Raw genomic sequence first — 26,484 nt, 5'->3', positions numbered from 1 at the left:
TGACCGCCTCACGGCTCGGTCCTCAGGACGAAGCCGACACCTCGGACGGTGTGCAGGACTCGCGGCACCGCGTTCGCCTCCAGCTTCTTGCGTAGATAGGTCACGAAGACGTCGACGACGTTGGTGTTCGCGTCGAAGTCGTAGCCCCACACCAGGCGCAGCAGTTGTGTGCGGCTGAGGACGATGCCCGCGTTCTGCGCGAGCACGGCCAGTAGGTCGAACTCACGTTTGGTCAGGACCAGTGAGTGGCCCTCGACACGCGCCCGGCGGCCGGGCAGATTCACCTCGAGCGGGCCGACGACGATGTCACCGGCAGCGGTGCGCTGCGGGGCCCGGCGAAGCAGCGCCCGCAGCCGGGCCACCAGCTCGCCGAGCTCGAACGGCTTGGTCAGGTAGTCGTCGGCGCCTGCCTCGAGGCCGACGATCCGGTCGTCGACCGACGTGCGCGCGCTGAGCACACAGATCGGTACCTCGTTGCCCATCGCGCGCAGCGCGGTCACCACGCTGACGCCGTCGAGGCCCGGCATGTTGACGTCCAGGACGATGGCGTCCGGAGTCGAGCGGGACACCGATGCGAGCGCGGAGGCCCCGTCCGTCGCAGTCTCCACCACGAAGTCGGACAGCCGGAGCCCCCGCTCGAGCGAGGTCAGGATCTTCGCGTCGTCGTCGACGACCAGGATTCGGGCAGCGGTGCTCACCCGACAATCTTGCCCGCGGACCAGATCAGCAGGGCTGGGCCTGACCGATCACGACGCCGGGCGCGGCATCGGCGGGAAGTGCCGGCAGGGTCGGAAGCGCCGGTACACCCGGGACGTCGAGCCGCTCGATCGTGATCGTCGCGGCAGGGACATCGCCGGGCGCGATGCCGAGAGCCTGGACCGGAACCGCCTGGTCGAGGGGGATGGCGCGGACAACCGCTCCTTCGTCGATCAGCCGCTGCAGTTCGGCGTCGTCGAAGAACACTGCGCCGCCGCAAACCGCGGTGGTCCGGGCCTGCGCGACGACCTCGGCCGGTTCACCGGACGTCGACCCGGTGTCCGCCGCGGACGCCACCGCGGGCGCCGCGAGCGCCAGTGCGGCGACACCTGCGGCCGCGAGGCCGAGGCCGCGGGCGGTTCGGTTGGTGAGGGGCTTGCGCATGTCGCTCTCCTTCGTTTCGGGGCCCGAACGGCCCGGCACGAACGAAGGTATGGACGCAAAACTGGGCGCCGATTGGCGAATCGTTAGGGTTCGGTTAGAGCGGGTGTGCCTGCACCTCGGTGCCCCGGCGTTGGATCCGCAGCCACACCGCGAATCCCCACACCACGAATCCCGCGTACACCAGGTAGAGGATGGCCGACGGGTAGTACCCGGCCTTCAGCAGCAGCGGCACTCCGACGACGTCGACGCCGATCCAGATCAGCCAGAACTCGGTCCATCCGCGGGCCATGCCGTAGGTGGCGAGCATCGAGCCCATGAAGATCCACGCTTCGGCCCACGGGCCGTATGACCCGAGCCAGGCGAAGAGCTGCGCGAACGCGACGGTGCCCGCGGCCATCGCGAGGATCAGCAGGATGCGGTCCCGGCCCGGTGCCCACCGCGGCAGCACTGCGTGGCCGGACACCTTCCTCGATCGCAGCCACTGCGTCCAGCCGTAGATGCTGACACTGATGAACATCAGCTGGCGGCCGGCCTGGCCGTAGAGGTTCAGTTCCTGCGGCGTGTGGAACAGCGCGCCCATGAAGACCGTGAACAGCAGGGCGTTGCCGGCGATGCCGACCGGCCAGGCCCACACCACGCGCTTCATCCCGCCGATCGCCGACGCGATACCGAACGTGTTGCCGACGATCTCGCGCCACAGGATGGTTGCCCCGCCTATGTGCAGCTCTGCGTCGAACAGGGTGAGCAGCGGGTTCACGGAGTCAGTCGGCGGTCGCGACGAGCGGCTCGAGGGTGAGTTCGGGCATCTCCTTCTGGATGTACTGCAGACGCCACTTGTCGCTGACGAGGGCGAGCAGAACACCGTCCGAGCGGGTGAACACCTCGACGCCGCGCTGACGGCCCAGTTCGGCCGCCGACTCGGCGTCGGTGCGCCGCGCCAACTGGTACGGCAGGCCCTCCATCCGCGCCTCGACGTTGAACTCGGCCTTCATCCGGGCCGCGACGACCTCGAACTGCATGGGCCCGACCGCGGCCATCACCGGGGACGCGTCGCCGCGGACGTCGTTGCGCAGGATCTGCACGACACCCTCGGAGTCGAGCTGGTCGACCGCGCGGCGGAACTGCTTGTACTTGCCCGCGCTCTCGGCGCGCAGCGTCGAGAAGTGCTCCGGTGCGAAGGACGGGATCGGCGGGAACTCCACCTTCTTGTCCGTGAACAGGGTGTGCCCGGGCGCGAGAGCGGTCGCGTTGACGAGGCCGACGACGTCACCGGGGTAGGCGCTGTCGACAGTGGAACGCTCGCGGCCGAACACCGTCTGCGCGTACTTCGTGGCGAACGGCTTGCCGGTCTGCGCGTGCGTGACGACCATGCCGCGCTCGAACACACCGGACACGACGCGCATGAACGCCAGCCGGTCCCGGTGCGCGGTGTCCATGCCCGCCTGCACCTTGAACACGACCGCGCTGAACGGATCGGTGACGTCGCGGTCGTTGCCTGCGAGGTCTGTGCGTGCGCCCGGGGACGGCGCCAGCTCGACGAGCGTGTCGAGGATCTGCCGGACACCGAAGTTGAGCATCGCGGACGCGAAGATCACCGGCGACGTCTGGCCGGCGATGAACAGCTCCTGGTCGTGGTCCTGCCCGGACGCGGACAGCAGTTCGCTCTCCTCGACCGCGGTCTCCCATTCGCTGCCGTCGCGGGAGGCGGCGCCGTCGGCGTCGAGGATCTCCTCGGGTGCGATCTTCGCGCCACCGGCAGTGCGGGTGAAGCGGATGTACTCGCGGGGTGCGCCGTCCTCGCCGCGGCGCAGCAGCCCGCGGAAGTCGCCTGCGATGCCCACCGGCCAGTACAGCGGCGTCGGCGTCAGGCCGATGCGCTCCTGGATCTCGTCGAGCAGTTCCAGGGGGGACTGGCCGGGCCGGTCCCACTTGTTGATGACGGTGACGACGGGGATGCCGCGGTGCCGGCACACCTGGAACAGCTTCAGAGTCTGCGGCTCCAGGCCCTTGGCGGCGTCGATGAGCATGACTGCAGCGTCGACCGCGGTGAGCACTCGATAGGTGTCCTCCGAGAAGTCGGAGTGGCCGGGGGTGTCGACGAGGTTGACGACGTTCGGCTCCTCCTCCGGGTCCGTCTCCGGCGACTTGTAGTTGAACTGCAGCGCGGTGGAGCTGACGGAGATGCCGCGGGCCTTCTCCATCTCCATCCAGTCGGAGACCGTGGACTTGCGTCCCGCCTTGCCGTGCACGGCGCCTGCCTCGGCGATCATCTTCGCGTGCAGCGCGAGGGCCTCGGTCAGGGTCGACTTGCCGGCGTCCGGATGCGAGATGACGGCGAAGGTGCGGCGCCGGCCCGCCTCGGCGGCGAGGGCGCGCGCGGACCTGTCGATCGTGCCCGCGCCTGCCTCGGACTCGGACGGGGAGGCAGGTGTCGTCGACGCGGGCTCGGTGGTCACCGGGGAATTTCCTTTGCTTGGCGGAGTCGGGTCGCGCACGGGGACGCCGTCGCGAACGGCCGGTAGTCCAGGTTACCCGCCGTGAAGGCCACCGATTCGCCACGGTTGCCGCATCCGACGACCCGGCCGCGCCGTGACGTGTAACACATCGACGGCGGGAGGTGGAAATACCTTGTAGGGACCCGGTGAGGAGTCGTGTCATGAGCAGATTCACCGACGAGATGTACGAGACCGCCGCGAGCAGCGACGCGGGGATCGTCATCGGCGAGCCGGAACACCCCGCGCGGCACCCCTGGGGCCGGATCCATGTCGTCGCCCGGCACGTCGCCGGCGGGCTCGCGGCAGCCGGCGTGGGGCCGGGGGACTCGGTCGCGGTCCTGGCCGGACTGCCCGTCGACATCGCGCCCGTCTGTCAGGCGATCTGGATGCGCCGCGCTGCGGTGACGATGCTGCACCAGCCGACGCCCCGCACCGACCTCGAGACGTGGGCACGGGACACCGAGGTGGTGGTCCGGATGATCGGCGCGCACGCCGTCGTGCTCGGATCGCCGTTCGAGGCGGCCGCGCAGGTGCTGGCCGCGCACGGGATTCCCGTGGTCACCGTCGGCGAGCTCCGCGGTGCACACCCCGTCGACGCGCTGGACGCGCTGGAGAGCGACGTCGCGCTGCAGCAACTGACGTCGGGTTCGACCGGATCGCCGAAGGCGGTGCGGATCACGCACGCCAACTTCCACACGAACGCGTACGCGATGCTGGACCGGATCAAGTTCGATGTCGACAGCGACGTCATGATCAGCTGGCTGCCGCTGTTCCACGACATGGGCATGGTCGGATTCCTGACGGTGCCCATGCAACTCGGGGCCGAGATCGTCAGCGTCACACCCCTCGACTTCCTGCGAACGCCGATGCTGTGGGCCGAACTGATGGACCGGTATCGCGGAACGATCAGCGCCGCACCGAATTTCGCGTACTCCATGCTCGCCCGTCGACTGGAGCAGGCGCCCGACGGCGCCGTCGACCTCTCCTCCGTGCGCTGTCTGCTCAACGGCGCCGAGCCCGTCGACGCCGACACCGTGCTGACACTGGCCGCGGCAGGGGAGCGATTCGGACTCGATCCGGCGGCGCTGGCGCCCACGTACGGGATGGCGGAGGTGACGCTCGCGGTGTCGCTGCCCTCACCCGGTCAGGGCATGGTGCTCGATCCGGTGGATCCGGACCTGCTCGCGGCCATGCACCGCGCGGTACCGTCCACCCGCAGCAACGCCCGCAGGATGGTCACCCTCGGCAAACTCGTCTCCGACCTGGAGGGCAGGGTGGTCGACGAGGACCGCAACGAACTGCCCGCGCGCTGTGTCGGGGTGCTGGAGGTGCGTGGTCCCTCCGTCACCCCCGGCTACCTCACCACCGAGGGGCCCCGGCCGGCGCAGGACGCCGACGGGTGGCTCGACACCGGCGACGTCGGCTACTTCACCGAGGACGGACTGGTGGTGGTTTGTGGCCGCATCAAGGACGTCATCATCATGGGCGGCCGGAACGTGTATCCCACCGACATCGAACGGGCCGCGCTGACCGTGCGGGGCGTGCGCCCGGGCAACGCGGTCGCGGTGCGCCTGGACGCCGGGCAGAAGCGGGAGTCGTTCGCCGTCGCCGTGGAGACCAATGCGATCGACGATCCGGCGGAGGTGCACAGGATCGAACGTGAGGTGGTGCACGCCGTGGTGTCGGAGGTCGGCGTGCGGCCCCGAACGGTCGCGGTCCTCGGTCCGGGCAGCATCCCGAAGACGTCCTCGGGAAAGCTGCGGCGCACCCACTCGGCGTCGCTGCTGAGCTGACGTCGGCACGCACCGAGGATAGGGCCCCAGGAGCTGTTCGGCAAGGATTCGAATCGTCCTGAATCGAATGCCGATCCGTTGACAATCACTGTGCCGCAACCGAGTTCGACTTCTTGCCGAGGTCGATCTAGGGTGGGTGGCCGATGTGCCGCGCCGTGACGCGGACCGGAACGGAGAAGTCGTGAGCGTGACCGTCGCCCCGTTGGATCAGGCCTCGCTGCGCGAGGTGTTCGGCCATGTCCCGAGTGGGGTCGTCGCCGTCTGTGCGGAACTGGACGGGCTCCGGGTCGGCCTCGCGGCGAGCACCTTCGTCCCGGTCTCGCTCGATCCGCCACTCGTCGCGTTCTGTGTGCAGAACACCTCGACCACCTGGCCGAGGCTCCAGGGAGCCCCGCGCATCGGCGTCAGCGTGCTCGGGGAGAACCACGACCGGGCAGCCCGAACCCTCGCAGCCAAGACCGGTGACCGTTTCGAGGGACTGGTCACCGAGACCGCGGACGGCGGAGCGGTCTTCGTCGACGGCGCGTCGGTGTGGCTGGACACCTCCGTCGAACAGCAGGTGCCGGCGGGTGACCACGCCGTCGTGATCCTCCGCGTCCACGAGGCGCGGCTGCGATCCGGGGTGGAGCCGATAGTGTTCCACCGCAGCCGGTTCCGCCGGCTCGATACCTGAGGAGAGGTCGAGATGACGCTGCACGTGCAGGAGTGGGGGACCGGCGACCGGATCGCGGTCCTGATCCACGGACTCGGCAACTCCAGCGATTCCTGGTGGCGGGTCGGTCCTGCCCTCGCCGACCACGGTTACCGAGTGCTGGCCGTCGACCTGCCCGGGCACGGGAAGAGCGCGCCCCTCGACGTCTACACCAGCGTGGCGCTCGCGGCGGCCGTCCTCGCGGCCGTGCCGCACCGTCCTGCGCTCGCGATCGGACACTCCCTGGGAGGTCACGTCCTCGCGCACGCGGTCGCAGAACTGGCCCCCGAGATCGCCGTGTACGAGGATCCCGCGTTCGTCACGACGCCGGACCCGGCGGTGGCCGCCCACTTCCGCGCGCAGAAGTCGTGGGGCCGCAAGGAGGTCGCGCAGGAGAACCCACGATGGGACGAGGGCAGCGTCGACCGTAAGGTCGCTGCGCTCGAAGCATGGGATCCGACGATCGTCGACCACCTCGGCGGCTTCGTCGCCGCGCCCGTCGACACGGCGGCGGTTCCGTCCGCGCTGGTGCTCGCGGACCCGAGTGCCCTCGTCCCACCGCCGTTCGCGGGCGCACTGGCCGCCCGCGGGTTCGCCGTCGACGTGGTCCCGGGCTCGGGGCATGTGATCCATCTCGACGATCACGACGGTTTCATGGCCGCGCTGGCCCGCCGCGGAATCGTTCCTGCTGCCGGCTAGTGCAGCTGGTTCTGCGCCGCCTCCAGGCCGACGCGCAGCAGCAGCTCGACCGCATCCGCAGCCTCCTCGCACACGAGGTCGAGTTCTTTGCGTTCCACCGACGAGAACGGCTTGAGCACGTAGTCGGCGGGGTCCATGCGGCCCGGCGGGCGGCCGATGCCGACGCGGGTGCGCAGGTAGTCCTTGGTGCCGAGCGCCTGCGAGATGGACCGCAAGCCGTTGTGCCCGCCCTCGCCGCCACCGAGCTTCAGTCGCAGGGTGCCGTAGTCGAGGTCGAGTTCGTCGTGGACGACCACGAGATTCGCGGGGTCGACGGAGAAGAACCGGGCGAGCGCGGCGACGGGACGTCCCGACAGGTTCATGTACGACCGGGGCTTGGCGAGGATCACCTGGCGGCCCGCGAGCCGGATGGTGACGGCGTCGGCACCGGACTTCTTGTGCACGCTGAACCGCGACCGCTCACGGGCGGCGAGGGTCTCGACCACCATGAATCCGACGTTGTGCCGGGTCTTCTCGTACTGCGGTCCGGGATTGCCGAGGCCGACGACGAGTGCGGTGTCCGTGGAGTCGCTCAACGCGTTCGTTCCTGTCCTGTGAAACGCGACGACGCGCCGCCCGCAGTGGGGCGACGCGTCGTCGACGTCAACTGATGTGGTCCGCGGAGCGGATCAGGCCTCTTCGCCCTCGGTGGCCTCGGCAGCCTCGGCCTCGGCGCCCTCTTCGCCCGCGCCCTCGAGCGCCTCGGCGGAGGGTGCCTCGACGATGTTGACGAGCAGCAGCTCGGCATCGTCCTGCAGCGTGACGCCGGAGGGCAGCTCGACGCCACCGGCGAGGATCTGGGTGCCGGCCTCGGCGCCCTCGATCGAGATCTCGACCTGCTCGGGGATGTTCAGGGCGTCGGCCTCGACCTTGACGGTGGTGACGTCCTGGGTGACGAGGGTGCCGGAGCCGGCCTCACCGGTGAGGACGACGGGGACCTCGACGGTGACCTTCTCGCCCTTCTTCACGACGAGCAGGTCGGCGTGCTCGATGTGGCGACGGATCGGGTGGACGACGACCGACTTCGTCAGCGCGAGCTGCTCCGCGCCGTCGATGTGTAGGTTGATGACGACGTTGGTGCCGTGGGCGCGCAGGATCGCGGCGAACTCACGGGCGTTGACGCTCAGGTGCTGCGGGTCGGTGCCGTGGCCGTACAGGACGGCGGGCACGTTGCCGTCACGGCGGGCGCGGCGGGCAGCGCCCTTGCCGAACTCGGTGCGGACAGCGGCGTTGAGGTTGCTTACGTCGGTCGACATGGGGAAACAGCTCCTACGGCTCACATCAGGGATTTGCTGGGTACTCAGGTTTGCTTGGTATCGGCTCTACGGGGGCGACTGACGCGCACGGCCCCGGAGCATCGCTCACTGGTGTAGCCGTGGCCGCGTCGATCACGGAGAACCTGCACCAAGCGGGTCCGCCCTCGCCGAGACAACGCAGGACAGCCTACCGGAACGCGCCGCCGACGGCTAATCGTCGGCCAGGGCGCGGATGGCGGGACTGGTCGAGCGGCGGACGAGTTCGCATTCGGCGAGCCGATCGGTGGCGCCGAGGTCCAGTGACAGACGTACCGAGTCGGCAAGTCGGTACGGTCTGCCGTCGATCACGGAACCGAGGGTGCGGCGCAGCCGCGAGATCTCCGCGCGAATCGCGACGGCGTGATCGGGGTCGCCGTACAGGCCGCGGCTCAGCTCGGTGACGGACAGTCCACGCACTCCGGCGCGATGCAGCAGGAGCAGGATCTCGGCGTGCCTGATCGACAGCGGCGCGCGCCAGGAGCTGTCGGAGCCGGACACCACGATCACCGGCGAGCCCGACAGGTCCAGTCGCATCACGATGCGGGAATCCCCGCCTGCCGGGCGGATCACCCAGCCGCCGGTAACCCGTTCCGGGGAGCACGGTCCGAGCCCGGGAACGGTGACGGTTCGGTCGCTGCGCGGCACCGCGACACGTTTCGTGGCCGCGACGCCGGACGCGTGCGCGACCCACCCGTTGTCGTCGACAACGAGGACCGGTCCTGAACTCGACGCCAGTACGGGTGCCGCGGTCGTGCGGAGGCGTTCGAGCCGCGACTCGTGGTGCCGCCACAGCTGTGCCTGCGCGAGTCGAACGGCGGTCTCGACGAGTGCGATGACTGTGGGGTGCAGGGTGAGTGCGGGCCCGCTGACGTCGACGACGCCGAGGAGATCGCCGGTGCGGGGGTCGTGGACCGGAGCGGCCGTGCAGTACCAGGGATGCTGGGTCTGCTCGAAGTGCTCACCCGAAAAGAGCTGCACCGGTGTGCTTTCGGTGATGGCGGTACCGATCGCGTTGGTTCCGACGGACTCCTCGGTCCAGGTGGCGCCTTCCCGAAATCCGAGCGCGTCCGCCCGGGCGCGCACCCGTGCCGAACCCGAGCGCCAGAGGATGACCCCGTCCGCGTCGGTCACGACCATCAGCAGGTGGGAGGCGTCGGCGACCGCGGAGATCACCTGGTCGAGGTCGACGATCACCTCGGCGAGGACCGACTGCCTGCGGCGTCGCTCGACCTCGTCGAGGGGGAGCAGCGCCCGCGGGTTGGCGCCGTCGGGGGTGAGCCCGGAACTCAGGGCCCGACTCCACGAGCGTTGCACCACCGCGCGCGGTTGCAGGGCCGGCCGGCCGCCGCTGATGACGGCATCGTGCATCCGCACCAGGTCGCGGGCGCGGAGGGAGAGGTCCGTGCCCGGTTCGATCGCGCTGAAGCTGCCCACGCACTCCGTCTCTCGTCGCCGGTGTCGCGAGCATATGCCGCAACTGTGTCAGGTGTCACACATGCTGGTGTGTGCAGCCGGGGTCGCCGAGGCCCGTGCAACGCGGTGCAACGCTTGTCGCCCGCATCCGCCCGGGGTGTGCTCTGTATCACACACATGACGAAGGGATTGGCGCCATGACACAGACACTCGACCCCGCGGTTCGTGCCGGCATCGGATCGCCGAGGGAACGCGTCGACGCCTGGTTGGAGGCGTTCGAGGCCGCGCTGGTGGCGCGTGACGTCTCGGCCGCGGTGGACCTGTTCGCCGTCGACGGCTTCTGGCGCGACCTCGTCTCGTTCACGTGGAACATCAAGACGGTCGAGGGGCGCGACGGCGTCGCGAACATGCTGCGTGAGCGCCTCGACGACACCGACCCGTCCGGATTCCGGGCCACAGAGGAACCCACGGAGGCGGACGGGGTGGTGTCCGCCTGGATCGCCTTCGAGACGGCGACCGGACGCGGCGAAGGTCATCTGCGGCTGCGCGACGAGGACGGGCGTGACCTGGCGTGGACCCTGCTGACCACGCTGCAGGAGCTCACCGGTCACGAGGAGGGCAAGGGCTCCCGCCGCCCGATGGGTGCGCAGCACGGCGCGGACCCGAACCGCGTCACCTGGTCAGAGCAGCGAGAGATCGAGGAGCGGGAACTCGGCTACACGACCCAGCCCTACGTCGTGATCGTCGGCGGCGGGCAGGGCGGCATCGCGCTCGGCGCCCGGATGCGGCAACTGGGCGTGCCCACGCTGGTGCTCGACAAGCACGACCGCCCCGGCGACCAGTGGCGGGGGCGGTACAAGTCGCTGTGCCTGCACGACCCGGTCTGGTACGACCACCTGCCGTACATGCCGTTTCCCGACAACTGGCCGGTGTTCGCGCCGAAGGACAAGATCGGCGACTGGCTGGAGATGTACACGCGGGTGATGGAGGTGCCGTACTGGTCGAAGACGACCTGCACGTCCGCCTCGTACGACGAGAAGCTCGGCACCTGGACCGTCGAGGTGGTCCGCGACGGCGAGCCGGTCACGTTGCGGCCGAAGCAGTTGGTGCTCGCGACCGGGATGTCCGGCAAGGCGAACGTCCCCGCGTTCCCCGGCGCGGAGAAGTTTCGCGGCGACCAGCACCACTCCAGCGCGCATCCCGGTCCCGACGCATACGCGGGCAAGAAGGCCGTGGTGATCGGCGCGAACAACTCGGCCCACGACATCTGTGGCGCACTGTGGGAGCACGGTGCGGACGTGACGATGGTGCAGCGTTCGTCGACGCACATCGTGAAGTCGGATTCGTTGATGGACCTCGGGCTCGGCGACCTGTACTCCGAACGGGCCTTGGCGGACGGAATGACCACGCACAAGGCAGATCTCACGTTTGCGTCCCTGCCGTACCGGATCATGCACGAGTTCCAGATCCCGATCTACGAGAAGATCCGTGTCCGCGACGCCGACTTCTACGACCGGCTGGAGGCGGTGGGCTTCCAGCACGATTTCGGTGACGACGGCTCCGGACTGTTCATGAAGTACCTGCGCCGCGGCTCTGGCTACTACATCGACGTCGGGGCTGCCGAGCTTGTCGCGAACGGTGACATCGCGCTGGCGCACGGCAACGTTCGCGAACTCACCGAGAACTCGGTGATCCTCGAGGACGGCACCGAGCTCGACGCCGACGTCGTGGTCTACGCGACCGGGTACGGGTCCATGAACGGCTGGGCCGCGGACCTGATGGGGCAGGAGATCGCCGACAAGGTCGGCAAGTGCTGGGGCCTGGGTTCGGAAACCACCAAGGATCCAGGGCCGTGGGAGGGCGAGCAGCGCAACATGTGGAAGCCGACGCAGCAGGAGGCGCTGTGGTTCCACGGCGGCAACCTGCACCAGTCACGCCACTACTCTTTGTACCTCGCCCTGCAGCTCAAGGCCCGGTACGAGGGAATCCCGACGCCGGTGTACGGGCTGCAGGAGGTGCACCACCTGAGTTGAGCCGATCGACGTCCTCCCTCGGGCCGGGGGAGGACGTCACAGCCCGGCGACGGAGACGACGAGGCGTTCCACGTCCTCGAAGGTGTTGAAGTAGTGCGGCGACGCGCGCAGCACCCCGTCGTCGAGTCCGCGGCGCGTCATGTCGACCCAGGTGGACCCGCGACCGCTGACCGTGACGGTGACGTCGTCGGCGGCCAGCGACTCCCGAACCGCGGCGGGGTCGATCCCGTCCACGGTGAACGAGACGATGCCGCTGCGATGCCCGCCCAGGTCACGGACGGTGATGCCCGGGAGGGACGCCAACTCGGTGCGGGCGAACTCGGCTCGCGCCGACACCGCCGAGGCCACCTCGTCGATGCTGAGGTCGAGCAGGTACCGCACCGCCGCGCCGAGTCCGAGCCGGCCCGCGACCGAACACTCCCAGAACTCGAACCGTGAGGCGTCGGGCGCGAGCCGGTAGCCCGTCTCCTCGGCCCACTGCGCGCCGTGCAGGTCCAGCGCCGCCGGTTCCATGGTCCGGGCCAGTTCGGGGCGCAGGTACAGGAATCCGGTGCCGCGTGGTCCGCGGAGCCACTTGCGTCCCGTCGCGGACAGGGCGTCGACGCCGAGTTCGCGGACGTCGACCGGCACCTGCCCGACGGACTGGCAGGCGTCGAGCAGGACGAGTGCGCCGACGCCGTGGGCGAGGTCGACCACCTCCCGGACCGGGTTGATCAGGCCGCCGTTCGTCGGGGCGTGGACCAGCGAGACCAGCCGCACCCGCTCGTCGAGCATCCGGTGCAGCGCGTCGACGTCGATCTCGCCGGACGGCGCCGACGGCACCACCTCGACGCTCGCGCCGCTCGACCGAGCCCGTTGGAACGCCGCGATCGCGTTGCTGGCGTACTCGACCTCGGTGACGAGGATCCGGTCGCCCGGCCCGAGTGGGACGGAGTAGAAGAAGTCGGCCCACCCGCGGGTGGCACTCTCGACGAGTGCCAGATCGGCCGGCTGGGCACCGATCAGCTGGGCGATCGCGACCTTGACGTCGGCCAGGTCGTCGGCGCGTTCGGCCGCGGCCTGATAGCCGCCGACCTCGGCCTCACGCCGCAGATGCCCGATCACCTCGTCCAGAACGGGAACGGGTGGCAGGGACGATCCGGCGCTGTCCAGGAACACCCGATCCACGCATCCGGGAGTGTCGGCGCGGACGCGGTCCAGATCGAGCATCGGCCCTCCAACGAATCGGTCGAGGTCTGGCTCGACGCTACCCGGGCACGGTGGCGCGCGCGTGATGACAGGGACGGCGAATCCGGTCTACCCTCGGTCACGTTCTGTGATCCGCACATGCTGTCCGATGATCGGAGCGCGGCGATGACCATGGCGACACGCACGGGGTCCGCCCGGCTCACCACCAGGGCCGCGGCGGAGGCATACGTCGGTGGCGTCTGCTTCAAACTCGGACCACCGCGACTCGTCGGTGCGGAACTGGAATGGCTGACGAGCACCCCCGACGGGGGACGTCCGCGTGCGGAGGATTTCGCCGTCGCACTCGGGCCACACGCACCCTCCTCGATCGTCCCGGACACACCCGCGCGGCCACTCCCCGGCGGCAGCGTCGTGACCCTCGAACCGGGCGGTCAGATCGAACTCTCCAGCGCCCCGATGTCCTCGGTCGAGGAGCTGAGCGCGGCGCTCACCGCCGACGCCGACCGGCTGGAGCGACTGCTCGCCGGATCGGGAATCTCCATGCGATCGGGCGCCGCGGACACGGACCGCACCGCGGAGCGCATCCTCCCCGCCTCCAGATACCGGGCGATGCAGGCCCGGTTCGACCGTATCGGCCCGTTCGGGCGACTGATGATGTGCAACACGACCGCCACCCAGGTCAGCGTCGACGCAGGCGCGGACGAGGACGAGATCGCGCGACGGTGGCGCGCCCTGTACGCGATCGGCCCGGCGTTGCTGGCGGCGTTCGCGTGCTCACCGAGCCTGGCCGGAATTCCCGGTGGCCGGTGGGCGTCGCAGCGGATGCGTACGTGGTTCGAACTCGATCCCGGACGCACCGCCCCGCCGCCGCTGGCCGACCCGATCCGGGACTACGCGGCGTGGGCGGTGGACGCCCCGCTGCTGTGTGTGCGGGGCGGGTGCGGCGACCGGTCCGCGGACGACTGGTCGGTTCCGGGGGACGCTAGTTTCGCGGACTGGATTGCCGGAGAACTCGATTCGCTGATCGGACGAGCTCCGACGCTGGCCGATCTGGACTACCACCTCACCACGCTGTTCCCGCCGGTGCGGGCCACCGGGTACTTCGAGGTGCGCTACCTCGATGCGCAACCCGGCACGGGATGGCGGATCCCGGTGGCCGCGCTGTGCGCCCTGCTCGGTGATCCGGCAACCGTCGACGAGGCCACCGTGATCGCCGCGCCCACCGCGGGACGGTGGCGCTGCGCCGCCGAGGTAGGACTGCTCGAACCTGAATTGCGCACCGCCGCTGCCGGTCTGCTGGACCTCGCCGCGTCCCGGGCGACGACGTTCGCGCCGGATCTCGCCGCGGCCGCGGACCGATGTCGTCGCGGCCGCACCGTCACCGAGGAACCCGAAGGAACGAAGGTGGCCCGTCGATGACCACACCGGAGGACGTCCGCAGCCGCCTCGCCGACGTGCTGACCAGGGCCCGCGACCGCAGCAGGGCGCTCACCGACTGCGTCGACGACGACGATCTGGTCACCCAGCACTCGCCGCTGATGAGCCCCCTCGTGTGGGATCTCGCGCACATCGGGAACCAGGAAGAGCTGTGGCTGGTCCGCGACGTCGGCGGTCGTGAGCCGGTCCGCCGCGACATCGACGAACTGTACGACGCGTTCGCCCATCCGCGATCGACGAGACCCGCTCTGCCCCTGCTGAATCCGACGGAGGCACGGAACTACGTTGCGCAGGTCCGCGACAAGGCCTGGGACGTCCTGGACCGCTCCCCACTGCGGGGGCGCAGGCTCGAGGACGAGGGCTTCGCGTTCGCGATGATCGCCCAGCACGAGCAGCAGCACGACGAGACGATGCTCGCCACGCATCAGCTCCGCCGCGGTCCCGCCGTCCTCGCCGCACCCGCGGCGCCGCGGACGGCGGCGATCCCCCGCGGTGAGGTCGTCGTACCCGGCGGCGAGTTCGAGATGGGCACCTCCACCGATCCGTGGGCGCTCGACAACGAACGTCCCGCACACCGCGTCTCCCTGCCCGCGTTCGCGATCGACGCGGCCCCGGTCACGAACGCGCAGTACGTGGAGTTCATCGCGGACGGCGGCTACCGCAGGCGCGAGTTGTGGAGCGAGCGTGGCTGGGCGCATCGTGTCGACGCCGAACTCGACGCGCCCCAGTTCTGGGTCGACGACGGCACGGGGTCGTGGTGGCGTCGCGCGTTCGGCACGATGGAGCCGCTCCGCGACCACCAGCCGGTGGTGCACGTCTGCTGGTTCGAGGCGGACGCGTATGCCCGGTGGGCGGGCAGGCGGCTGCCGACCGAGGCGGAGTGGGAGCGGGCGGCCCGCTGGGATCCGGTGTCCGGACGGTCCCGCCGGTTCCCCTGGGGCGATGCCGAACCCACACCGGAGCACGCGAACCTGGGTCAGCGGCATCTCGAGCCGGCGGAGGTCGGGGCCTACCCGGCCGGGGCGTCACCGCTCGGGGTGCACCAGCTCGTCGGTGACGTCTGGGAGTGGACGTCGTCCGACTTCCTTCCCTACCCGGGCTTCTCGGCGTTCCCGTACCGCGAGTACTCGGAGGTCTTCCACGGCGGCGACTACAAGGTGTTGCGTGGCGGATCGTTCGGGACGGACGCGGTGGCGTGCCGGGGGACCTTCCGGAACTGGGACCACCCGATCCGCCGACAGATCTTCGCCGGATTCCGGTGCGCGCGGGACCTGGAGCGGGATGTGTAGACATCTCGCGTATCTCGGTCCGCCGAGGGCGGTGTCCGCGGTGCTGACCGACGGCTCGCACAGCCTGTACCGGCAGTCCTGGGCGCCCGACGACATGCGCGGCGGCGGCACGATCAACGCCGACGGTTTCGGGGTCGCGTGGTGGCCCGGGAACGGTGTCGGCGCAGTCGGATACCGCAATGCCGCCCCGATCTGGTCCGATCCGGCGGTCGGCGGGGTGCTCGCCCAGGTGAGCTCGTCCGGGGTCGTCGGTGCTGTCCGGTCCGCGACCGACGGCATGCCGATCACGACCGAGGCGTGCGCGCCGTTCACCCACGGCCCGTGGGCGTTCAGTCACAACGGTCGCATCGACGACTGGCCGGATTCGGTTGCCGCGCTGGCCGAATGGCTACCCGCCGTCGAGCTTCTACGCATGCCTGCGCTCACCGATTCGGCCCTGCTGTGGACGCTCGTGCACCGCCGCCTCGCCGCGTCGTCACCGGGTGACGCACTGCGTCAGGTGGTGGGGTCGGTGCTCGAGGCGGCACCGGGATCCCGGCTGAACCTGCTGCTCAGCGACGGCGCAGGAATCTGGGCGACGGCCGTCGACCACGCGCTGTCGGTCCGCGTCGACGACCGTCACGTGATCGTCGCGTCCGAGCCGGTCGACGACGAGGACGGCTGGGTCGAGGTGCCGGACCTGCACAGCGTGGAGGCCTGGCCGGGTCATCTGCAGATCACCGAGATACCGGGTTCGAGACCGGGGGAGGACGGGACGTGAGCGAACCGACGATCGAGGTCCACCTTGCGCCGGAGCAACTGGACGAGAGCCTCCGAGAGGACGCTCGGGTGGGGCTGACGGCGTCACCGAAGTGGTTGCCGCCGAAATGGTTCTACGACGCGCGGGGCAGCGAGCTGTTCGACAGGATCACCCGGCTGCCCGAGTACTACCCCACCCGCACCGAGCGGGAGTTGCTACGTGCCAGTGCCGCCCGCATCGCGGAGGAGTCGTCCGCGCAGATCCTCGTGGAACTGGGATCGGGTTCCTCGGAGAAGACCCGGCTGCTGCTGGACGCGCTCACCGCGCACGGCACGCTGGAGCGGTACGTGCCGCAGGACGTGTCCGTTGCCGCCCTCGACGCGGCGGTCCACCAGCTGGCCGAGGAGTTCCCGACGCTGACCGTGCACGGCATCGTCAGCGACTTCACCGACACACTGCACTCGCTGCCGCGGGGTGGGCGGCGAATGATCGCGTTCCTCGGCGGGACTCTCGGGAATCTCGTACCCGAGGAGCGCGCCCAGTTCCTGGCCTCGGTGGCGGAGGTGCTCGAGCCCGGCGAGCAACTGCTGCTCGGGGTCGGGCTCGTCACCGATCCCGCCGTGATGCTGCCGGCCTACGACGACGCCGAGGGTGTCACCGCGCAGTTCAACCTGAACGTCCTCTCGGTGCTGAACAACAGGCTCGGAGCGAACTTCGACCCGTCGAGGTTCCGGCACCTGGCGTTGTGGGACGAGGTGGACGACTGGATCGAAATGCGTCTGGAGGCAATCGAACCCGTCACCGTCACGCTGCCGGCACTCGATCTGGAGGTGTCCTTCGACGCGGGGGAGGAGATGCGGACCGAGATCTCCGCGAAGTTCCGCGTCGAGGGCATCTGCAAGGAGCTGGGGGAGGCAGGATTCGGCAGTGACCGGGTGTGGACCGACCCGGACGAGCGGTTCGCGCTGATCCTCGCCGACCGGGTGTGACGCCGGACCAGTTGTCCAGGGGAATCGACAGAGGAGGGCATTCGATGCGCAGAGTCACCTACTCGATGGGCATGTCGCTCGACGGGTTCATCGTCGGACCGGACGGCGGGTTCGACTGGTCGGGACCCGACCCCGACGTCTTCCAATTGTCAATGGACGAGATTCACGACGTCGACGTCCACCTGATGGGGCGGCGGCTGTACGAGACGATGCTGTACTGGGAGACCGCCGATCAGGATCCGACGCTGAACGCCGCCGAGCGTGAGTGGACCGTCCTGTGGAATGCCCTTCCGAAGGTGGTCTTCTCCACCACGCTGACCGAGGTGGTGGGCAACGCCCGCCTGCTCTCCGGCGGCGTGGCCGAGGAGATCGAGCGCCTACGCGCCGAACCCGGAGACGGTGAGATCGCCATCGGCGGGGCCGGTCTCGCCGAAGCCGCGGCCGACCTGATCGACGAGTACAAGATCCGGGTGTTCCCGGTGCTCGTCGGCGGCGGTATCCCGTTCTTCGCCCGGAACGAGCGGTACGTGAACCTCGAACTCGTCGAGAACCGGACAGTCGGGAAGGTCGTCTACATGCGGTATGTCGTGGTGCGCTGACCGCATCCGGTCACCGGTACTCCTCGTCCCGCCACGAGTACAGGTCGGTCAGTGCCTCGACGGTCCGGCCATCGGCGGTCCAGGCGCGCGTCTCGGGCGACATGTGCAGTGTCTGGAGCAGGTGCAGCAACACCGCAGGGTCGATGTCGTGCGCAAGCGGGTTCACCCGCACGTTGCGCTCGCCACAACCGATCTCGATGCCAGGTAACACCCGCTCGCGAGCCTCGGACCGCCGCGACCGCAGGGAGGGGAGTCGCCGTCCGGTCGGTTCGACGGCGGTCACGTCGTTCCAGGAGATGCCGTCCGACGAGAAGGTTCTGTGAACCCACAGGGTATCGGGCGTGGCGACGATTCGGAATGGGTTGCGGAGCAGTCGCGCCGTGTAGACCACGCCGAACAGCACGAGACCCGACACCACGGTCGCCACCGCGACCTTCGCCACCGGGTAAGCGCCGGCGCTGTGCATCTCGGACCAGAACGTGAACACGAATCCGGTGGCGAGCAGCGTCGTGATCGCCGCGCACGCAGTGCGGACAACCGGCCTCGCCGGGACCACGGTCCCCATGCTGCCGGGGACGTACTCGTCGCCGAGGGCCCTGCCGGTCTCGGGATCGACGCTGATCGTCATGATCCGGGTGGACGGGGTGCCGCGTTGTCGGGTGACGTTTGTCAGGTAGAAGCCGGCGAACACAGCGCACACAGCCGCCGTCGCGAAGCGGCCGGGCATCGTCTCGTCCACCGCGCCGGCCAGGCACGCGACCGCACAGAACGCCCAGAAGACCGCGGACGTGTATGTGAGGTTGGCGGAGGTCTCGGTGCCCCACTGGACCGGCCACTCCACGGGACCGCCGTGGCGCCCGTCGTCCGCTCGCCTGATGTTTCGGGTGGACACGCTTTCCGCCTCTCTCGTGATCCGTCACGGTATTGGACGGTGAAGGACTGGAAACGGTTCCGCCCGGGGGTGCGGCGCGCCCGAGCGCAGGCGCTGTGGCACACTTCGCGGGTGCGGACCATCTGGTCTGGCACCGGGGGAGTATCAGAACACGAGTACTGGGGGAATCGTGAACGTTCGGCGTATCGCCGTGCGCGCAGCAGCAATTGCGGCCGCAGTGCCTGTCATCCGCGTCCGGACATCGATGTCCGTGCAGGCGTAGTCGACGTCGGTACCGTCTCGGGCGGCTCTCACAGGGGTGGATCGTCGGTGGAAGTCGACACCGACGACCGAGTGAGGTCTCTCGATCACCCGAGTACGCGCTGTCCTTTCTCGGGCATCACGCAACCAAACAACAGGGGAAACATGAACATTCGTCGTAGTCTCGCGCGCGCCGCAGCGGCTGCCGCAGTGGCGGTGTCCGCCGTCGTCGGTGGGGTCGGTGCCGGAACCGCCACCGCCGCACCTGTCCCGGGCCTGTTCTACTACGGACAGACAATCGCGGTCGTGGGACAGAACTCGGGCTGCAACGGTCTGGTCGACTACAGACTGGACTCCGACCCGGCGAAGCCGGGCGTCGTCATAGTCACCCTCACCTCGCGAGGCATGAACGGAATCGGGCCGGAATGGGAGGCCAACCCGGTCTGCCCCATCGACTTCGACATCATCTGGGATGCGGCGTACTTCGGCTTCGGGTCTGTCGCCAGCCATCAATACAAGGCCATCGAGTTCAGCCCGACACGAGCACCGGGTGACACCGTCCGCACCGAGGTCGTCACGGGTCCCGGACTTCATATTCTCGGAGTGACGGCGAGCTACCTGAACCCGTTCTACGAGTTCCGGCCGCAGTATTCGCTCTCCGCTGGCGGCTACATCATCGTCCCGTAAGTGGAGGTCTCCGCTTCGAGTCATGCCGTGCCCGGCTCACATCGCGTCCCTCGAACCGAGGAACTGCGCGATCGTGGGACCGGGCACGCCGCCGTTCGCGGCCGAAATCTGCGCCCTGGCTGTTCCGCGTGGAACCGGTGTGCGCGAGACTGCGAGTGCACGATCGGAAGCACCCGATTCGTGTCACCCGCACGACAACCGGAGGAAGGTTCATGAGCGTCCACAGCTTCACCGTCGCGACCGCGGACGGCACCACCGAGGACCTGGCCGGTTACGCCGGCAAGTACCTGCTCATCGTCAATGTCGCCAGTAAGTGCGGCCTGACCCCGCAGTACGAGGGCCTCGAGGCGCTGAACCGCAAGTCCGACGAGCTCGGTGTGCAGATCATCGGGTTCCCCTGCAACCAGTTCGCTGGTCAGGAGCCGGGCACCGACGCCGAGATCCAGGACTTCTGCCGCGTCAACTACGACGTCACCTTCCCGGTGTACGGCAAGATCGACGTCAACGGCGACGACGCGCACCCGCTGTACCAGCACCTGCGTGCCGAGGCGCCCGGCGACTTCGGCCCGGACCACGGCTTCCTGTACGAGCACGTCAGCAAGACCATGCCGGAGACGATCGGGACCGACGCCGTGAAGTGGAACTTCACCAAGTTCCTCGTCGACCCCGAGGGCAAGGTCGTCAAGCGTTTCGAGCCGACGGTCCTGCCGTCCGACATCGAGGCGGAGCTCGCCACCCTGGGGTAGCGGGTCGAGGTGACGGCAGTGATGCCCCGGCGGTCGTCCGCCGGGGCATCACGCGTCTCACGGCCGGTTCGTGGATCGCGACGAACGGTTCAGGCTGCGCGGCCGGTACGCAGGCCGTGCGTCGTGCCAGGCGGTGTCGCGATCAGGCTCGAAATGATGTTGTCGGTCACTGCATTTCGTGTGTCGGTCGGTAGGTCGGCCTCGTGGCCGCGCCGCGCCGCGACGGCCAGACGGTGTGCCGCCTCGTTGAGCGGGTGTCCGTCGTGTCCGCGAACCCACGAGTAGCGGACGGCACGGCCCCGGGTCAGCAGTCGGATCCGCTCGACGGTGCTCGCCACGTCACCGAGCTTCGGGTGATCGCCACCGAGGCAGGCGAGCGCGGCCTGGCTGTCGGTCAGGACGTGGAGCGGACGGTTCGCGAAGCCGGCGACTGCGAGCTCGATCGCAAGGAGTTCGCCGTGCAGAACCGACCGGACGTCCGGCAGGAACTTCTGCCTGTGCGCGCCGTCGACCCGGACGCAGGCGACCCCGACGCCCCGGCGGCCCGTGCACTTCGAGGCATCCGTGGCGACCGTCGTCTCCGTCGGCGGTGTGGACGCGCGTGCACGACGGGGCGTCAACTCGGCGAGGCGTGTGGAGATCGCGGCGCCGGCGATCTGCAGAAGGGCCGGAACCCGGCCACGTGCGGATGTGAGGATGTCGACGGCGGGGAACGAGCCGCCTGCCGCGAGGAGTGCGACGCGAACCTCGGCATCGTTCACGTGCAGTGCGACGGGCTCCGCTGCAGTGGTCGCCTGCTCGTACACGGCTTCGAAGGCGTCGAGCGCGACCGCATGTCGGCTGTCGTCGCCCGTGCCGGTCCGCACCAGGACCTGGGTCCGAACGGTCGTGCCGTCGCTCACGGCCACGCCGGCGAAGCTGAGGCCGAGGCGGGTGGTCTGGCGGGAGAGGATCACGGCGAGGGTCATCGGCTGCTCCTGTCGGTCGCTGGTGGTTCCACAGCGGTGCGACCGAGCAGTGATCCCGACGTCCGGCGCCTCGAAGGCGAGGTGTGCTGGACCGGGGAAACCCGTTGATTCCTCTCGTCGGAGATGGATGCTCGAATGTCGTCCCGCTGCGTCAGACCGTAGGAGAGGGGTACGACATGTTCGTGCCAGGAGAGTCGATCAACGAACTCGGCCGGGCCCGTCACCACTGAGGGTGGTGACGGGCCCGGCCGATGCGTTCAGGCTCAGGCCAGGAACGGCAGCAGTGCGAGGCCGAGGCCGACTGCAGCGCCGACGCCGACAACGACGCCACCGGCGGCCGTGATGACCTTCTGGATGTCTCCGGCCATCTTCAGGTCTGCTTCGCTGGAACCCATGTGAGGTCTCCTGTATTCGTGGGGGTGAGTGACGCACGTCTCAGCGTCACGGAATATTCGTACCACACACGAACTACCGATCAACTATGCGTATCAATATCTGAGAAAGTCCAGGTTGAACGGGTGAATTGCGAGTAACAGGTACCTGAATTGCGTTGCAGTACCGGACTTTTGGCGCATTCCGTTGGCAGGTCTCGCTGAGTGGGACCTTCGCTGATTCGCGACAATGGGCGGCTCCGAATATTGGGATGCGGCGTCCGGTCGGCTCGTGCCACCATGGGCGTCCCCACCGAGTGAGCGTCGAGAGGAGTCAGGCCGTGCGCGTCCACGAACCACGAATCACCGCCTGCCCGACGCTGTCGCCGATCCGGCGGCGCATGTACGCCGGCTCCCAGCCGAAGCACCCACTCGTCACCTGACGCGTCTCGTACCGACCCCGGTTCTCGGCGCGCTCCGTCCGCACCAGAGAACGAGGAGTCCGATGCGCGCCCCACCCGTCACCGTCGACAGCAGGAACTGGCACCGCACCCGTGTGCTCGTGCTGAACGCGACGTTCCAGGTGCTGTGCGAGGCACCCGCCGAACGTGCGGTCGCCCTCGTCGCGATCGGTGCAGCCGAGTCCGTCGTCGATCACGAACCGCTTGTGCCGATCCGGTCGCAGCACACCGAAATCGCTCTGCCCGTGACGATCCGACTCTTCCAGTACGTCTACGTGCCGCACGTCGTCACCGTCACCGACGGCACTCGTGCCACGTACGCGGGAGTGTTCCGCCGTGACCGCCACAGCTGCGCGTACTGCGCCGACCGTGCCGCGACGACCATCGATCACGTCGTACCGCGCAGCCGCGGCGGGCCGAACAGCTGGGCGAACCTGGTGGCCTGCTGCGGGCCCTGCAATCAGCGCAAGGCCGACCGCACCCCGGAGGAAGCCGGGATGGCCCTGCTGTGGGAACCCAAGGTGCCCAACCACATCGAGAAGGCGCAGCAGAGGATCTGGCGCCGGTTGGCGGCGATCTGACGACCGAGAGGAGAACGACATGACCACGACGCTGCGTGCGGAGCCGCCCACGCGCTGGCGCGACGCGGCCTGCCGGGACGATCCGAACCCCGAGAGCTGGTTCCCGTTCCCGGCGGACGACTTCCCACACGCGCGGGCCGTCTGCGCCGGCTGTCCGATCCGGCTGGAGTGCACCCACTTCGCCGTCGCGACCGGGCAGACCGGCGTGTGGGGCGGGGTCGAGTTCGACCGTGGCCGGATCCGCCGGTGAGCGCGGCGCGCCCGGCCCGGGGTTCGGAGGCTCAGAGGTTCAGCTGCATGAACGTCATGTCGAGCCATCGGCCGAACTTGATGCCGACCTCCGGCATCACGCCGACCACCTGGAAGCCGAAGCGCTCGTGCAGGGCGATCGACACGGCGTTCCCGGATTCGATGCTCGCCACCATGACGTGGATGCGGCCGGCGCGGGCGCGGGAGATCAGCTCGGTCATCAACGCCGACGCGATCCCGCGCCCGTGGTGGTCGGGGTGCACGTACACGGAGTTCTCGACGGTGTGGCGGTAGCCGCTCTTGGCCCGCCACACCCCGTACGACGCGTACCCCGAGACCCTGCCCCCGGACACCGCGACGAGAACGGGGAAACCGTTGGCGTGACGCTCGTGCAGCCAGGCGCGGCGGTCGTCGACGTCGACGGTCTCCTCGTCCCAGATCGCGGTCGTGTTCCGGACGGCCTCGTTGTGGATCTCGAGGATGCCGGGCAGGTCCTCGTCGCGGGCGTCACGGATCTCGATGGTCACCGCTCCATGGTGCCCCAGACTCGGGGTCAGCGCTGAGCGCTGAGTCGGGCCTTCTCCAGGGCGCCGAGGGTGCGCATCACGGTCGCCTTCTGCTTCTCGAGATCACTGCGACGGGCACGGGCGGCGAGCCCACCCTGACCGTCGAGCTGCGACAGCTCGCTGTCGATCTTCGACATCTGGTCGAGCAGTGCCAGCGCGCGCGTCTGGATCTCGTCCAGGTCCACGGAATCGGTGCGTACCGGCGCAGCGGACGCGGTCGGTGCCTTCGGTGCCCGAGCCCGCGCGGACGCCGCGACGGACGAGCTGGGGGCCGAAGGGGACTCGGCGACGACGGCGGCAGCCCGTGGACGCAGCGCCTTGCGAACGAGCGCCGGGTCCGGCGGCGTCGCCAGCTTGATCTGGTTCAGAACCTGACGGGCGTCGCGAGCGTTGACGCGCCACTCGCGCTCTTCCTCGTCGTCGGACTGGAGGGTGCCACCGAGGGGACGCAGACCGTACATCCCGAGGAATCGGCGCGCGCCCTCGATGATCTCTTCCTTCTCGCGGCAGGTGCCGCAGCGCGGCTCGTTGCGGTACATCTCGACCGCATCGTCGTCGCCGCACCAGACACATGCCCCGGGAACCCACGCTCGTCGCGATGTCGGCCGGTCCGTCTGTGTGTGCGTGGTTTCGGCCGGAGCATCGAGAGTCTGCGCGTCAATCACGACGTAGGACAATAAAGGAGACCGGCAACGCGCCGCACACCGGCTCCGTCACTCGCCGACGTTGCACCTGCAGGTTCCCGCCGCGGCCGTGAGTAATGTCATGTTTGCCCAGGTCGCGCGGTGGCGTGGCGCACTTGAACAGTTGTCGCGCAAGCAGTTCCGGTCACCCCTCTGGTGTCGGCGGTGCCTGCTCGGGTGCGAGCACCGCGCCGATCTTCTGGAACAGATCCTCCGCCTTGTTCGACGTGTTCCCCGATCCGTCGAAGGCCTCCTCGCCGTACGTGACGGCGACGGCGATCGCCACCTTGTCCGACGGCAGGTACGCCATGACACCGGACTCACCGGAGAAGAACGGGTTCTGTATCAGCCAGTCGCCAGTGCTGACGATCCCCAGTCCGTACGAGTACTCGTCGGACTGCGCGAAGCAGGTGGCACAGCCGTCCAGCGTCGTCGTCTTGCCGATGAGGTTTCGCGTGACCATCTGCAGGTACGACTCGGCCGTCAGCAGGTCCCCGTTCCCGATCGCGATCGCGGAGGCGTGCATGTCGTCGATGTCGGTGGTCTGGATCGCACCGCGCGCCATCGTCCACGACGGGTTCCAGTACGTCGACTCCTCGTAGAACCGGACCTCCTGCGGAATCTTCAGAGCGTCGCGGCGCTCCGAAGTGAACGCGTGCAGGGCCGGATCGGCGATTGCCGGTGTGCCCGGATCGGTGGTCTGGTCCAGACCCATCGGTCCGAGGACCTTCTCCTGCAACGCCTCGGCCAACGGTGTCCCGGTGATCTTCTCGAGTGCCAGGCCGAGGATCACGTAGTTGGTGTGTGCGTAGTTCCAGTTGGTCCCCGGGTCGTACAGCAGCGGCTGCGAGACGGGATAGGAGATCAGTTCCTCCGGCGTCCACTGCCGGAACGGGTTCGCGTCCAGTTCGGCGTTGAACTCGGCGTTGCCGAGCACGTAGTCGCGGTAGCCGGAGGTCATCTGGGCGAGCTGACCGAGCGTGACGCGATCGCCGTTCGACAGGTCCGGCAGCCACTCCGACACCTTGTCGTCCAGGCTCACCACACCCTGGTCGACGAGCACCAGCAGCAGCGTCGCGACGTAGGACATGGCGACGGAACCGTTGCGGAAGTGCATGTCCGTGCCGGCGGACACGCCGGACATCGATTCGCCGACCGCCTCCTCGACGACGACGTCGCCGTCGACCGAGGCCTTCACGATCACAGACTTGAGGTGCGCGTCCTCCATGGTCTCGCGAACCACCCGCATGATCTCGTCGGCCTTCGCGGGATCTGCCGAACCCGAGCCGGAGGAGTCGTCGGAGCCACAGGCCGCCACCAATCCGACGGCCAGTGCCAACGCGGACATTCGACGAACGAAGCCCATGTGACCATGGTGACAGGATTACGCCGCCACGTCAGCCCTTCACGCGGCACCCATCACGTCGGTGACCCACTCCACCAGGGGTCGCATCGACTCCCAACCTGCACGAACCTCGCTCAGTGTGCGGGTGCTGTCGATCCAGTCCGGGGACGCGAACAACCGGCCCGCCGTCAGCGACTTGTGGCGGAGCAGGTCGATCCGGGGATGGTCCGCCGTGAATCCGCGGGGTGCGGTCTTGAGGGTGTCACCACCGATCTCGAAGCCCGCCGCCCCGAGGTCGGCGACGATGGCCTCCAACTGTCCGCCGCGGAGATCGGTGTCCACCGCAGTGCGGTACGCCGCCAGCTGGGCCGACGTCGCCGAGTAGAAGCCGCCGGCGAGGAACAGCCCGCGCGCGTCGACCTGCACGTACCAGCCGCCGCTCGGGCACACCGACACGAACCCGCCCTGATGGGTCTTGTAGGGCGACTTGTCCTTCGCGAACCGGACGTCCCGGTACGGCCGGAACACCTTGCCCGGACCGAACTCCGGTTCGAGCTCGTCGAGCAGCGCGACCATCGGTGCCCGCACGGCGTCGTCGTACAGGGCCTTGTGCGTGGTCCAGAACTGTTTGCTGTTGTCGGCCTCGAGGTCCTCGTAGAAGTCCAGCGCCGCGACAGGGAAACCGGTGAACACACGAAAACCCTACGCCTGTGCGCGCTTTTGGTAGCGCGAGCTACCAAAAGCGCGCACAGGCCCTAGTAGGACTTTGTTAGGTCTGCCACAGCTGGTGTGGGAGCTCGAGTTTCGGAGTGGTTCTCGAGACGATGACCGGGTGGATGCTGCAGCCCTGTCCGAG

Annotated in this window: 28 protein-coding genes; 13 read left to right on the top strand and 15 right to left on the bottom strand. The window is 68.9% G+C overall.

Going from position 1 to position 26,484, the window contains the following annotated elements; translation table 11 throughout:
• Positions 1 to 8: 8 nt before the first annotated feature.
• From ACFSJG_RS01280 to ACFSJG_RS01265, 4 genes are all read right to left on the bottom strand, one after another.
• Positions 9 to 698: a response regulator transcription factor gene (locus ACFSJG_RS01280; RefSeq protein WP_378483391.1), complete on the bottom strand. Its 690-nt coding sequence runs from the start codon at positions 696 to 698 to the stop codon at positions 9 to 11.
• A gap of 25 nt (positions 699 to 723) precedes the next feature.
• Positions 724 to 1,140 carry a hypothetical protein gene (locus tag ACFSJG_RS01275; RefSeq protein ID WP_378483390.1) on the bottom strand — a complete coding sequence of 139 codons (417 nt, stop codon included), beginning with the start codon at positions 1,138 to 1,140 and terminating at the stop codon, positions 724 to 726.
• Between the two features lie 94 nt (positions 1,141 to 1,234).
• Positions 1,235 to 1,897, bottom strand: a complete 663-nt coding sequence (locus tag ACFSJG_RS01270) for a nicotinamide mononucleotide transporter family protein (RefSeq protein ID WP_378483389.1) — start codon at positions 1,895 to 1,897, stop codon at positions 1,235 to 1,237.
• Positions 1,898 to 1,901: 4 nt separating this feature from the next.
• Entirely contained in the window at positions 1,902 to 3,530 is a 1,629-nt protein-coding gene (locus ACFSJG_RS01265; RefSeq protein WP_378483509.1) for a peptide chain release factor 3, read from the bottom strand.
• A 266-nt stretch (positions 3,531 to 3,796) separates the two neighbouring features.
• Here ACFSJG_RS01265 and ACFSJG_RS01260 point away from each other — a divergent pair, with 266 nt between their 5' ends.
• From ACFSJG_RS01260 to ACFSJG_RS01250, 3 genes are all read left to right on the top strand, one after another.
• Entirely contained in the window at positions 3,797 to 5,428 is a 1,632-nt protein-coding gene (locus ACFSJG_RS01260; protein ID WP_378483388.1) for a fatty acyl-AMP ligase, read from the top strand.
• A gap of 187 nt (positions 5,429 to 5,615) precedes the next feature.
• On the top strand, positions 5,616 to 6,101 hold the full coding sequence (locus tag ACFSJG_RS01255) for a flavin reductase family protein (protein ID WP_378483508.1): 486 nt from the start codon (positions 5,616 to 5,618) through the stop codon (positions 6,099 to 6,101).
• Between the two features lie 12 nt (positions 6,102 to 6,113).
• Positions 6,114 to 6,818, top strand: a complete 705-nt coding sequence (locus tag ACFSJG_RS01250) for an alpha/beta fold hydrolase (protein WP_378483387.1) — start codon at positions 6,114 to 6,116, stop codon at positions 6,816 to 6,818.
• Here the strand turns inward: ACFSJG_RS01250 and pth are convergent.
• The 3 genes from pth to ACFSJG_RS01235 all read right to left on the bottom strand — a co-directional run bounded on the left by pth (position 6,815) and on the right by ACFSJG_RS01235 (position 9,586).
• Positions 6,815 to 7,393, bottom strand: coding sequence for an aminoacyl-tRNA hydrolase (gene pth, locus ACFSJG_RS01245; RefSeq protein ID WP_378483386.1), 579 nt, complete (start codon positions 7,391 to 7,393; stop codon positions 6,815 to 6,817). The genes ACFSJG_RS01250 and pth overlap by 4 nt on opposite strands.
• 93 nt (positions 7,394 to 7,486) lie before the next feature.
• Complete coding sequence (locus ACFSJG_RS01240) at positions 7,487 to 8,113, bottom strand: 50S ribosomal protein L25/general stress protein Ctc (RefSeq protein WP_378483385.1); 627 nt, start codon at positions 8,111 to 8,113, stop codon at positions 7,487 to 7,489.
• A 210-nt stretch (positions 8,114 to 8,323) separates the two neighbouring features.
• Positions 8,324 to 9,586: a GAF domain-containing protein gene (locus tag ACFSJG_RS01235; protein WP_378483384.1), complete on the bottom strand. Its 1,263-nt coding sequence runs from the start codon at positions 9,584 to 9,586 to the stop codon at positions 8,324 to 8,326.
• 176 nt (positions 9,587 to 9,762) lie between these two features.
• Between ACFSJG_RS01235 and ACFSJG_RS01230 the strand changes: the two genes are divergently transcribed.
• Entirely contained in the window at positions 9,763 to 11,598 is a 1,836-nt protein-coding gene (locus ACFSJG_RS01230) for an NAD(P)-binding domain-containing protein (protein ID WP_378483383.1), read from the top strand.
• Positions 11,599 to 11,634: 36 nt separating this feature from the next.
• On the opposite strand, the gene ACFSJG_RS01225 is transcribed toward ACFSJG_RS01230, so the two are convergent.
• On the bottom strand, positions 11,635 to 12,807 hold the full coding sequence (locus ACFSJG_RS01225; RefSeq protein ID WP_378483382.1) for an aminotransferase class V-fold PLP-dependent enzyme: 1,173 nt from the start codon (positions 12,805 to 12,807) through the stop codon (positions 11,635 to 11,637).
• A 150-nt stretch (positions 12,808 to 12,957) separates the two neighbouring features.
• Here ACFSJG_RS01225 and egtA point away from each other — a divergent pair, with 150 nt between their 5' ends.
• The 5 genes from egtA to ACFSJG_RS01200 are packed head-to-tail and all read left to right on the top strand — an operon-like array spanning position 12,958 to position 17,839.
• Entirely contained in the window at positions 12,958 to 14,205 is a 1,248-nt protein-coding gene (gene egtA / locus ACFSJG_RS01220) for an ergothioneine biosynthesis glutamate--cysteine ligase EgtA (protein ID WP_378483507.1), read from the top strand.
• On the top strand, positions 14,202 to 15,512 hold the full coding sequence (gene egtB, locus ACFSJG_RS01215) for an ergothioneine biosynthesis protein EgtB (RefSeq protein WP_378483381.1): 1,311 nt from the start codon (positions 14,202 to 14,204) through the stop codon (positions 15,510 to 15,512). Before egtA ends, egtB begins: the two co-directional genes overlap by 4 nt.
• Entirely contained in the window at positions 15,505 to 16,272 is a 768-nt protein-coding gene (gene egtC / locus ACFSJG_RS01210; RefSeq protein ID WP_378483380.1) for an ergothioneine biosynthesis protein EgtC, read from the top strand. The genes egtB and egtC overlap by 8 nt, the downstream gene beginning before the upstream one ends.
• Positions 16,269 to 17,240, top strand: coding sequence for an L-histidine N(alpha)-methyltransferase (gene egtD / locus ACFSJG_RS01205; RefSeq protein WP_378483379.1), 972 nt, complete (start codon positions 16,269 to 16,271; stop codon positions 17,238 to 17,240). Before egtC ends, egtD begins: the two co-directional genes overlap by 4 nt.
• Positions 17,241 to 17,284: 44 nt before the next feature.
• A complete protein-coding gene (locus ACFSJG_RS01200) occupies positions 17,285 to 17,839 on the top strand; it encodes a dihydrofolate reductase family protein (protein ID WP_378483378.1) in 555 nt (184 codons plus the stop codon).
• A 10-nt stretch (positions 17,840 to 17,849) separates the two neighbouring features.
• On the opposite strand, the gene ACFSJG_RS01195 is transcribed toward ACFSJG_RS01200, so the two are convergent.
• On the bottom strand, positions 17,850 to 18,731 hold the full coding sequence (locus tag ACFSJG_RS01195) for a hypothetical protein (protein WP_378483377.1): 882 nt from the start codon (positions 18,729 to 18,731) through the stop codon (positions 17,850 to 17,852).
• Between the two features lie 405 nt (positions 18,732 to 19,136).
• Here ACFSJG_RS01195 and ACFSJG_RS01190 point away from each other — a divergent pair, with 405 nt between their 5' ends.
• Together ACFSJG_RS01190 and ACFSJG_RS01185 are read left to right on the top strand one after the other, a co-directional pair.
• A complete protein-coding gene (locus ACFSJG_RS01190) occupies positions 19,137 to 19,658 on the top strand; it encodes a hypothetical protein (RefSeq protein WP_378483376.1) in 522 nt (173 codons plus the stop codon).
• Between the two features lie 212 nt (positions 19,659 to 19,870).
• Positions 19,871 to 20,404: a glutathione peroxidase gene (locus ACFSJG_RS01185; protein WP_378483375.1), complete on the top strand. Its 534-nt coding sequence runs from the start codon at positions 19,871 to 19,873 to the stop codon at positions 20,402 to 20,404.
• 89 nt (positions 20,405 to 20,493) lie between these two features.
• Here ACFSJG_RS01185 and ACFSJG_RS01180 read toward each other — a convergent pair whose 3' ends face one another.
• Together ACFSJG_RS01180 and ACFSJG_RS01175 are read right to left on the bottom strand one after the other, a co-directional pair.
• Positions 20,494 to 21,372 (bottom strand): RNase H family protein, encoded by an 879-nt coding sequence (locus ACFSJG_RS01180; protein WP_378483374.1) that lies wholly within the window; start codon positions 21,370 to 21,372, stop codon positions 20,494 to 20,496.
• 263 nt (positions 21,373 to 21,635) lie between these two features.
• Positions 21,636 to 21,767 carry a hypothetical protein gene (locus ACFSJG_RS01175; protein WP_378483373.1) on the bottom strand — a complete coding sequence of 44 codons (132 nt, stop codon included), beginning with the start codon at positions 21,765 to 21,767 and terminating at the stop codon, positions 21,636 to 21,638.
• 481 nt (positions 21,768 to 22,248) lie between these two features.
• On the opposite strand from ACFSJG_RS01175, the gene ACFSJG_RS01170 reads away from it, so the two are divergent.
• Both ACFSJG_RS01170 and ACFSJG_RS01165 read left to right on the top strand, forming a co-directional pair.
• Positions 22,249 to 22,785: an HNH endonuclease gene (locus ACFSJG_RS01170; protein WP_378483372.1), complete on the top strand. Its 537-nt coding sequence runs from the start codon at positions 22,249 to 22,251 to the stop codon at positions 22,783 to 22,785.
• Between the two features lie 19 nt (positions 22,786 to 22,804).
• Positions 22,805 to 23,035, top strand: a complete 231-nt coding sequence (locus ACFSJG_RS01165; protein ID WP_378483371.1) for a WhiB family transcriptional regulator — start codon at positions 22,805 to 22,807, stop codon at positions 23,033 to 23,035.
• A 31-nt stretch (positions 23,036 to 23,066) separates the two neighbouring features.
• Here ACFSJG_RS01165 and ACFSJG_RS01160 read toward each other — a convergent pair whose 3' ends face one another.
• From ACFSJG_RS01160 to ACFSJG_RS01145, 4 genes are all read right to left on the bottom strand, one after another.
• On the bottom strand, positions 23,067 to 23,555 hold the full coding sequence (locus ACFSJG_RS01160; protein WP_378483506.1) for a GNAT family N-acetyltransferase: 489 nt from the start codon (positions 23,553 to 23,555) through the stop codon (positions 23,067 to 23,069).
• A 32-nt stretch (positions 23,556 to 23,587) separates the two neighbouring features.
• Entirely contained in the window at positions 23,588 to 24,265 is a 678-nt protein-coding gene (locus ACFSJG_RS01155; RefSeq protein WP_378483370.1) for a hypothetical protein, read from the bottom strand.
• Positions 24,266 to 24,428: 163 nt separating this feature from the next.
• Positions 24,429 to 25,649, bottom strand: a complete 1,221-nt coding sequence (locus tag ACFSJG_RS01150) for a serine hydrolase domain-containing protein (protein ID WP_378483369.1) — start codon at positions 25,647 to 25,649, stop codon at positions 24,429 to 24,431.
• A gap of 39 nt (positions 25,650 to 25,688) precedes the next feature.
• A complete protein-coding gene (locus tag ACFSJG_RS01145; protein WP_378483368.1) occupies positions 25,689 to 26,321 on the bottom strand; it encodes a DUF2461 domain-containing protein in 633 nt (210 codons plus the stop codon).
• Between the last annotated feature and the right edge of the window lie 163 nt (positions 26,322 to 26,484).

It is taken from the genome of Rhodococcus gannanensis (assembly GCF_042681175.1).
GTDB classification, from domain to species: domain Bacteria; phylum Actinomycetota; class Actinomycetes; order Mycobacteriales; family Mycobacteriaceae; genus Rhodococcus_G; species Rhodococcus_G gannanensis.
The sequence above is the reverse complement of the archived record's forward strand: the minus strand, read 5'-3'. Positions and strand labels throughout refer to the sequence as shown.

Coding starts and splice junctions, on each gene's coding strand:
- ACFSJG_RS01275 (WP_378483390.1), bottom strand. CDS start 1,140: ATGCGCAAGCCCCTCACCAACCGAACCGCCCGCGGCCTCGGCCTCGCG.
- ACFSJG_RS01260 (WP_378483388.1), top strand. CDS start 3,797: ATGAGCAGATTCACCGACGAGATGTACGAGACCGCCGCGAGCAGCGAC.
- ACFSJG_RS01250 (WP_378483387.1), top strand. CDS start 6,114: ATGACGCTGCACGTGCAGGAGTGGGGGACCGGCGACCGGATCGCGGTC.
- ACFSJG_RS01240 (WP_378483385.1), bottom strand. CDS start 8,113: ATGTCGACCGACGTAAGCAACCTCAACGCCGCTGTCCGCACCGAGTTC.
- ACFSJG_RS01230 (WP_378483383.1), top strand. CDS start 9,763: ATGACACAGACACTCGACCCCGCGGTTCGTGCCGGCATCGGATCGCCG.
- ACFSJG_RS01225 (WP_378483382.1), bottom strand. CDS start 12,807: ATGCTCGATCTGGACCGCGTCCGCGCCGACACTCCCGGATGCGTGGAT.
- egtA (WP_378483507.1), top strand. CDS start 12,958: ATGGCGACACGCACGGGGTCCGCCCGGCTCACCACCAGGGCCGCGGCG.
- egtB (WP_378483381.1), top strand. CDS start 14,202: ATGACCACACCGGAGGACGTCCGCAGCCGCCTCGCCGACGTGCTGACC.
- egtC (WP_378483380.1), top strand. CDS start 15,505: ATGTGTAGACATCTCGCGTATCTCGGTCCGCCGAGGGCGGTGTCCGCG.
- ACFSJG_RS01200 (WP_378483378.1), top strand. CDS start 17,285: ATGCGCAGAGTCACCTACTCGATGGGCATGTCGCTCGACGGGTTCATC.
- ACFSJG_RS01190 (WP_378483376.1), top strand. CDS start 19,137: ATGAACATTCGTCGTAGTCTCGCGCGCGCCGCAGCGGCTGCCGCAGTG.
- ACFSJG_RS01185 (WP_378483375.1), top strand. CDS start 19,871: ATGAGCGTCCACAGCTTCACCGTCGCGACCGCGGACGGCACCACCGAG.
- ACFSJG_RS01180 (WP_378483374.1), bottom strand. CDS start 21,372: ATGACCCTCGCCGTGATCCTCTCCCGCCAGACCACCCGCCTCGGCCTC.
- ACFSJG_RS01175 (WP_378483373.1), bottom strand. CDS start 21,767: ATGGGTTCCAGCGAAGCAGACCTGAAGATGGCCGGAGACATCCAGAAG.
- ACFSJG_RS01170 (WP_378483372.1), top strand. CDS start 22,249: ATGCGCGCCCCACCCGTCACCGTCGACAGCAGGAACTGGCACCGCACC.
- ACFSJG_RS01165 (WP_378483371.1), top strand. CDS start 22,805: ATGACCACGACGCTGCGTGCGGAGCCGCCCACGCGCTGGCGCGACGCG.
- ACFSJG_RS01150 (WP_378483369.1), bottom strand. CDS start 25,649: ATGGGCTTCGTTCGTCGAATGTCCGCGTTGGCACTGGCCGTCGGATTG.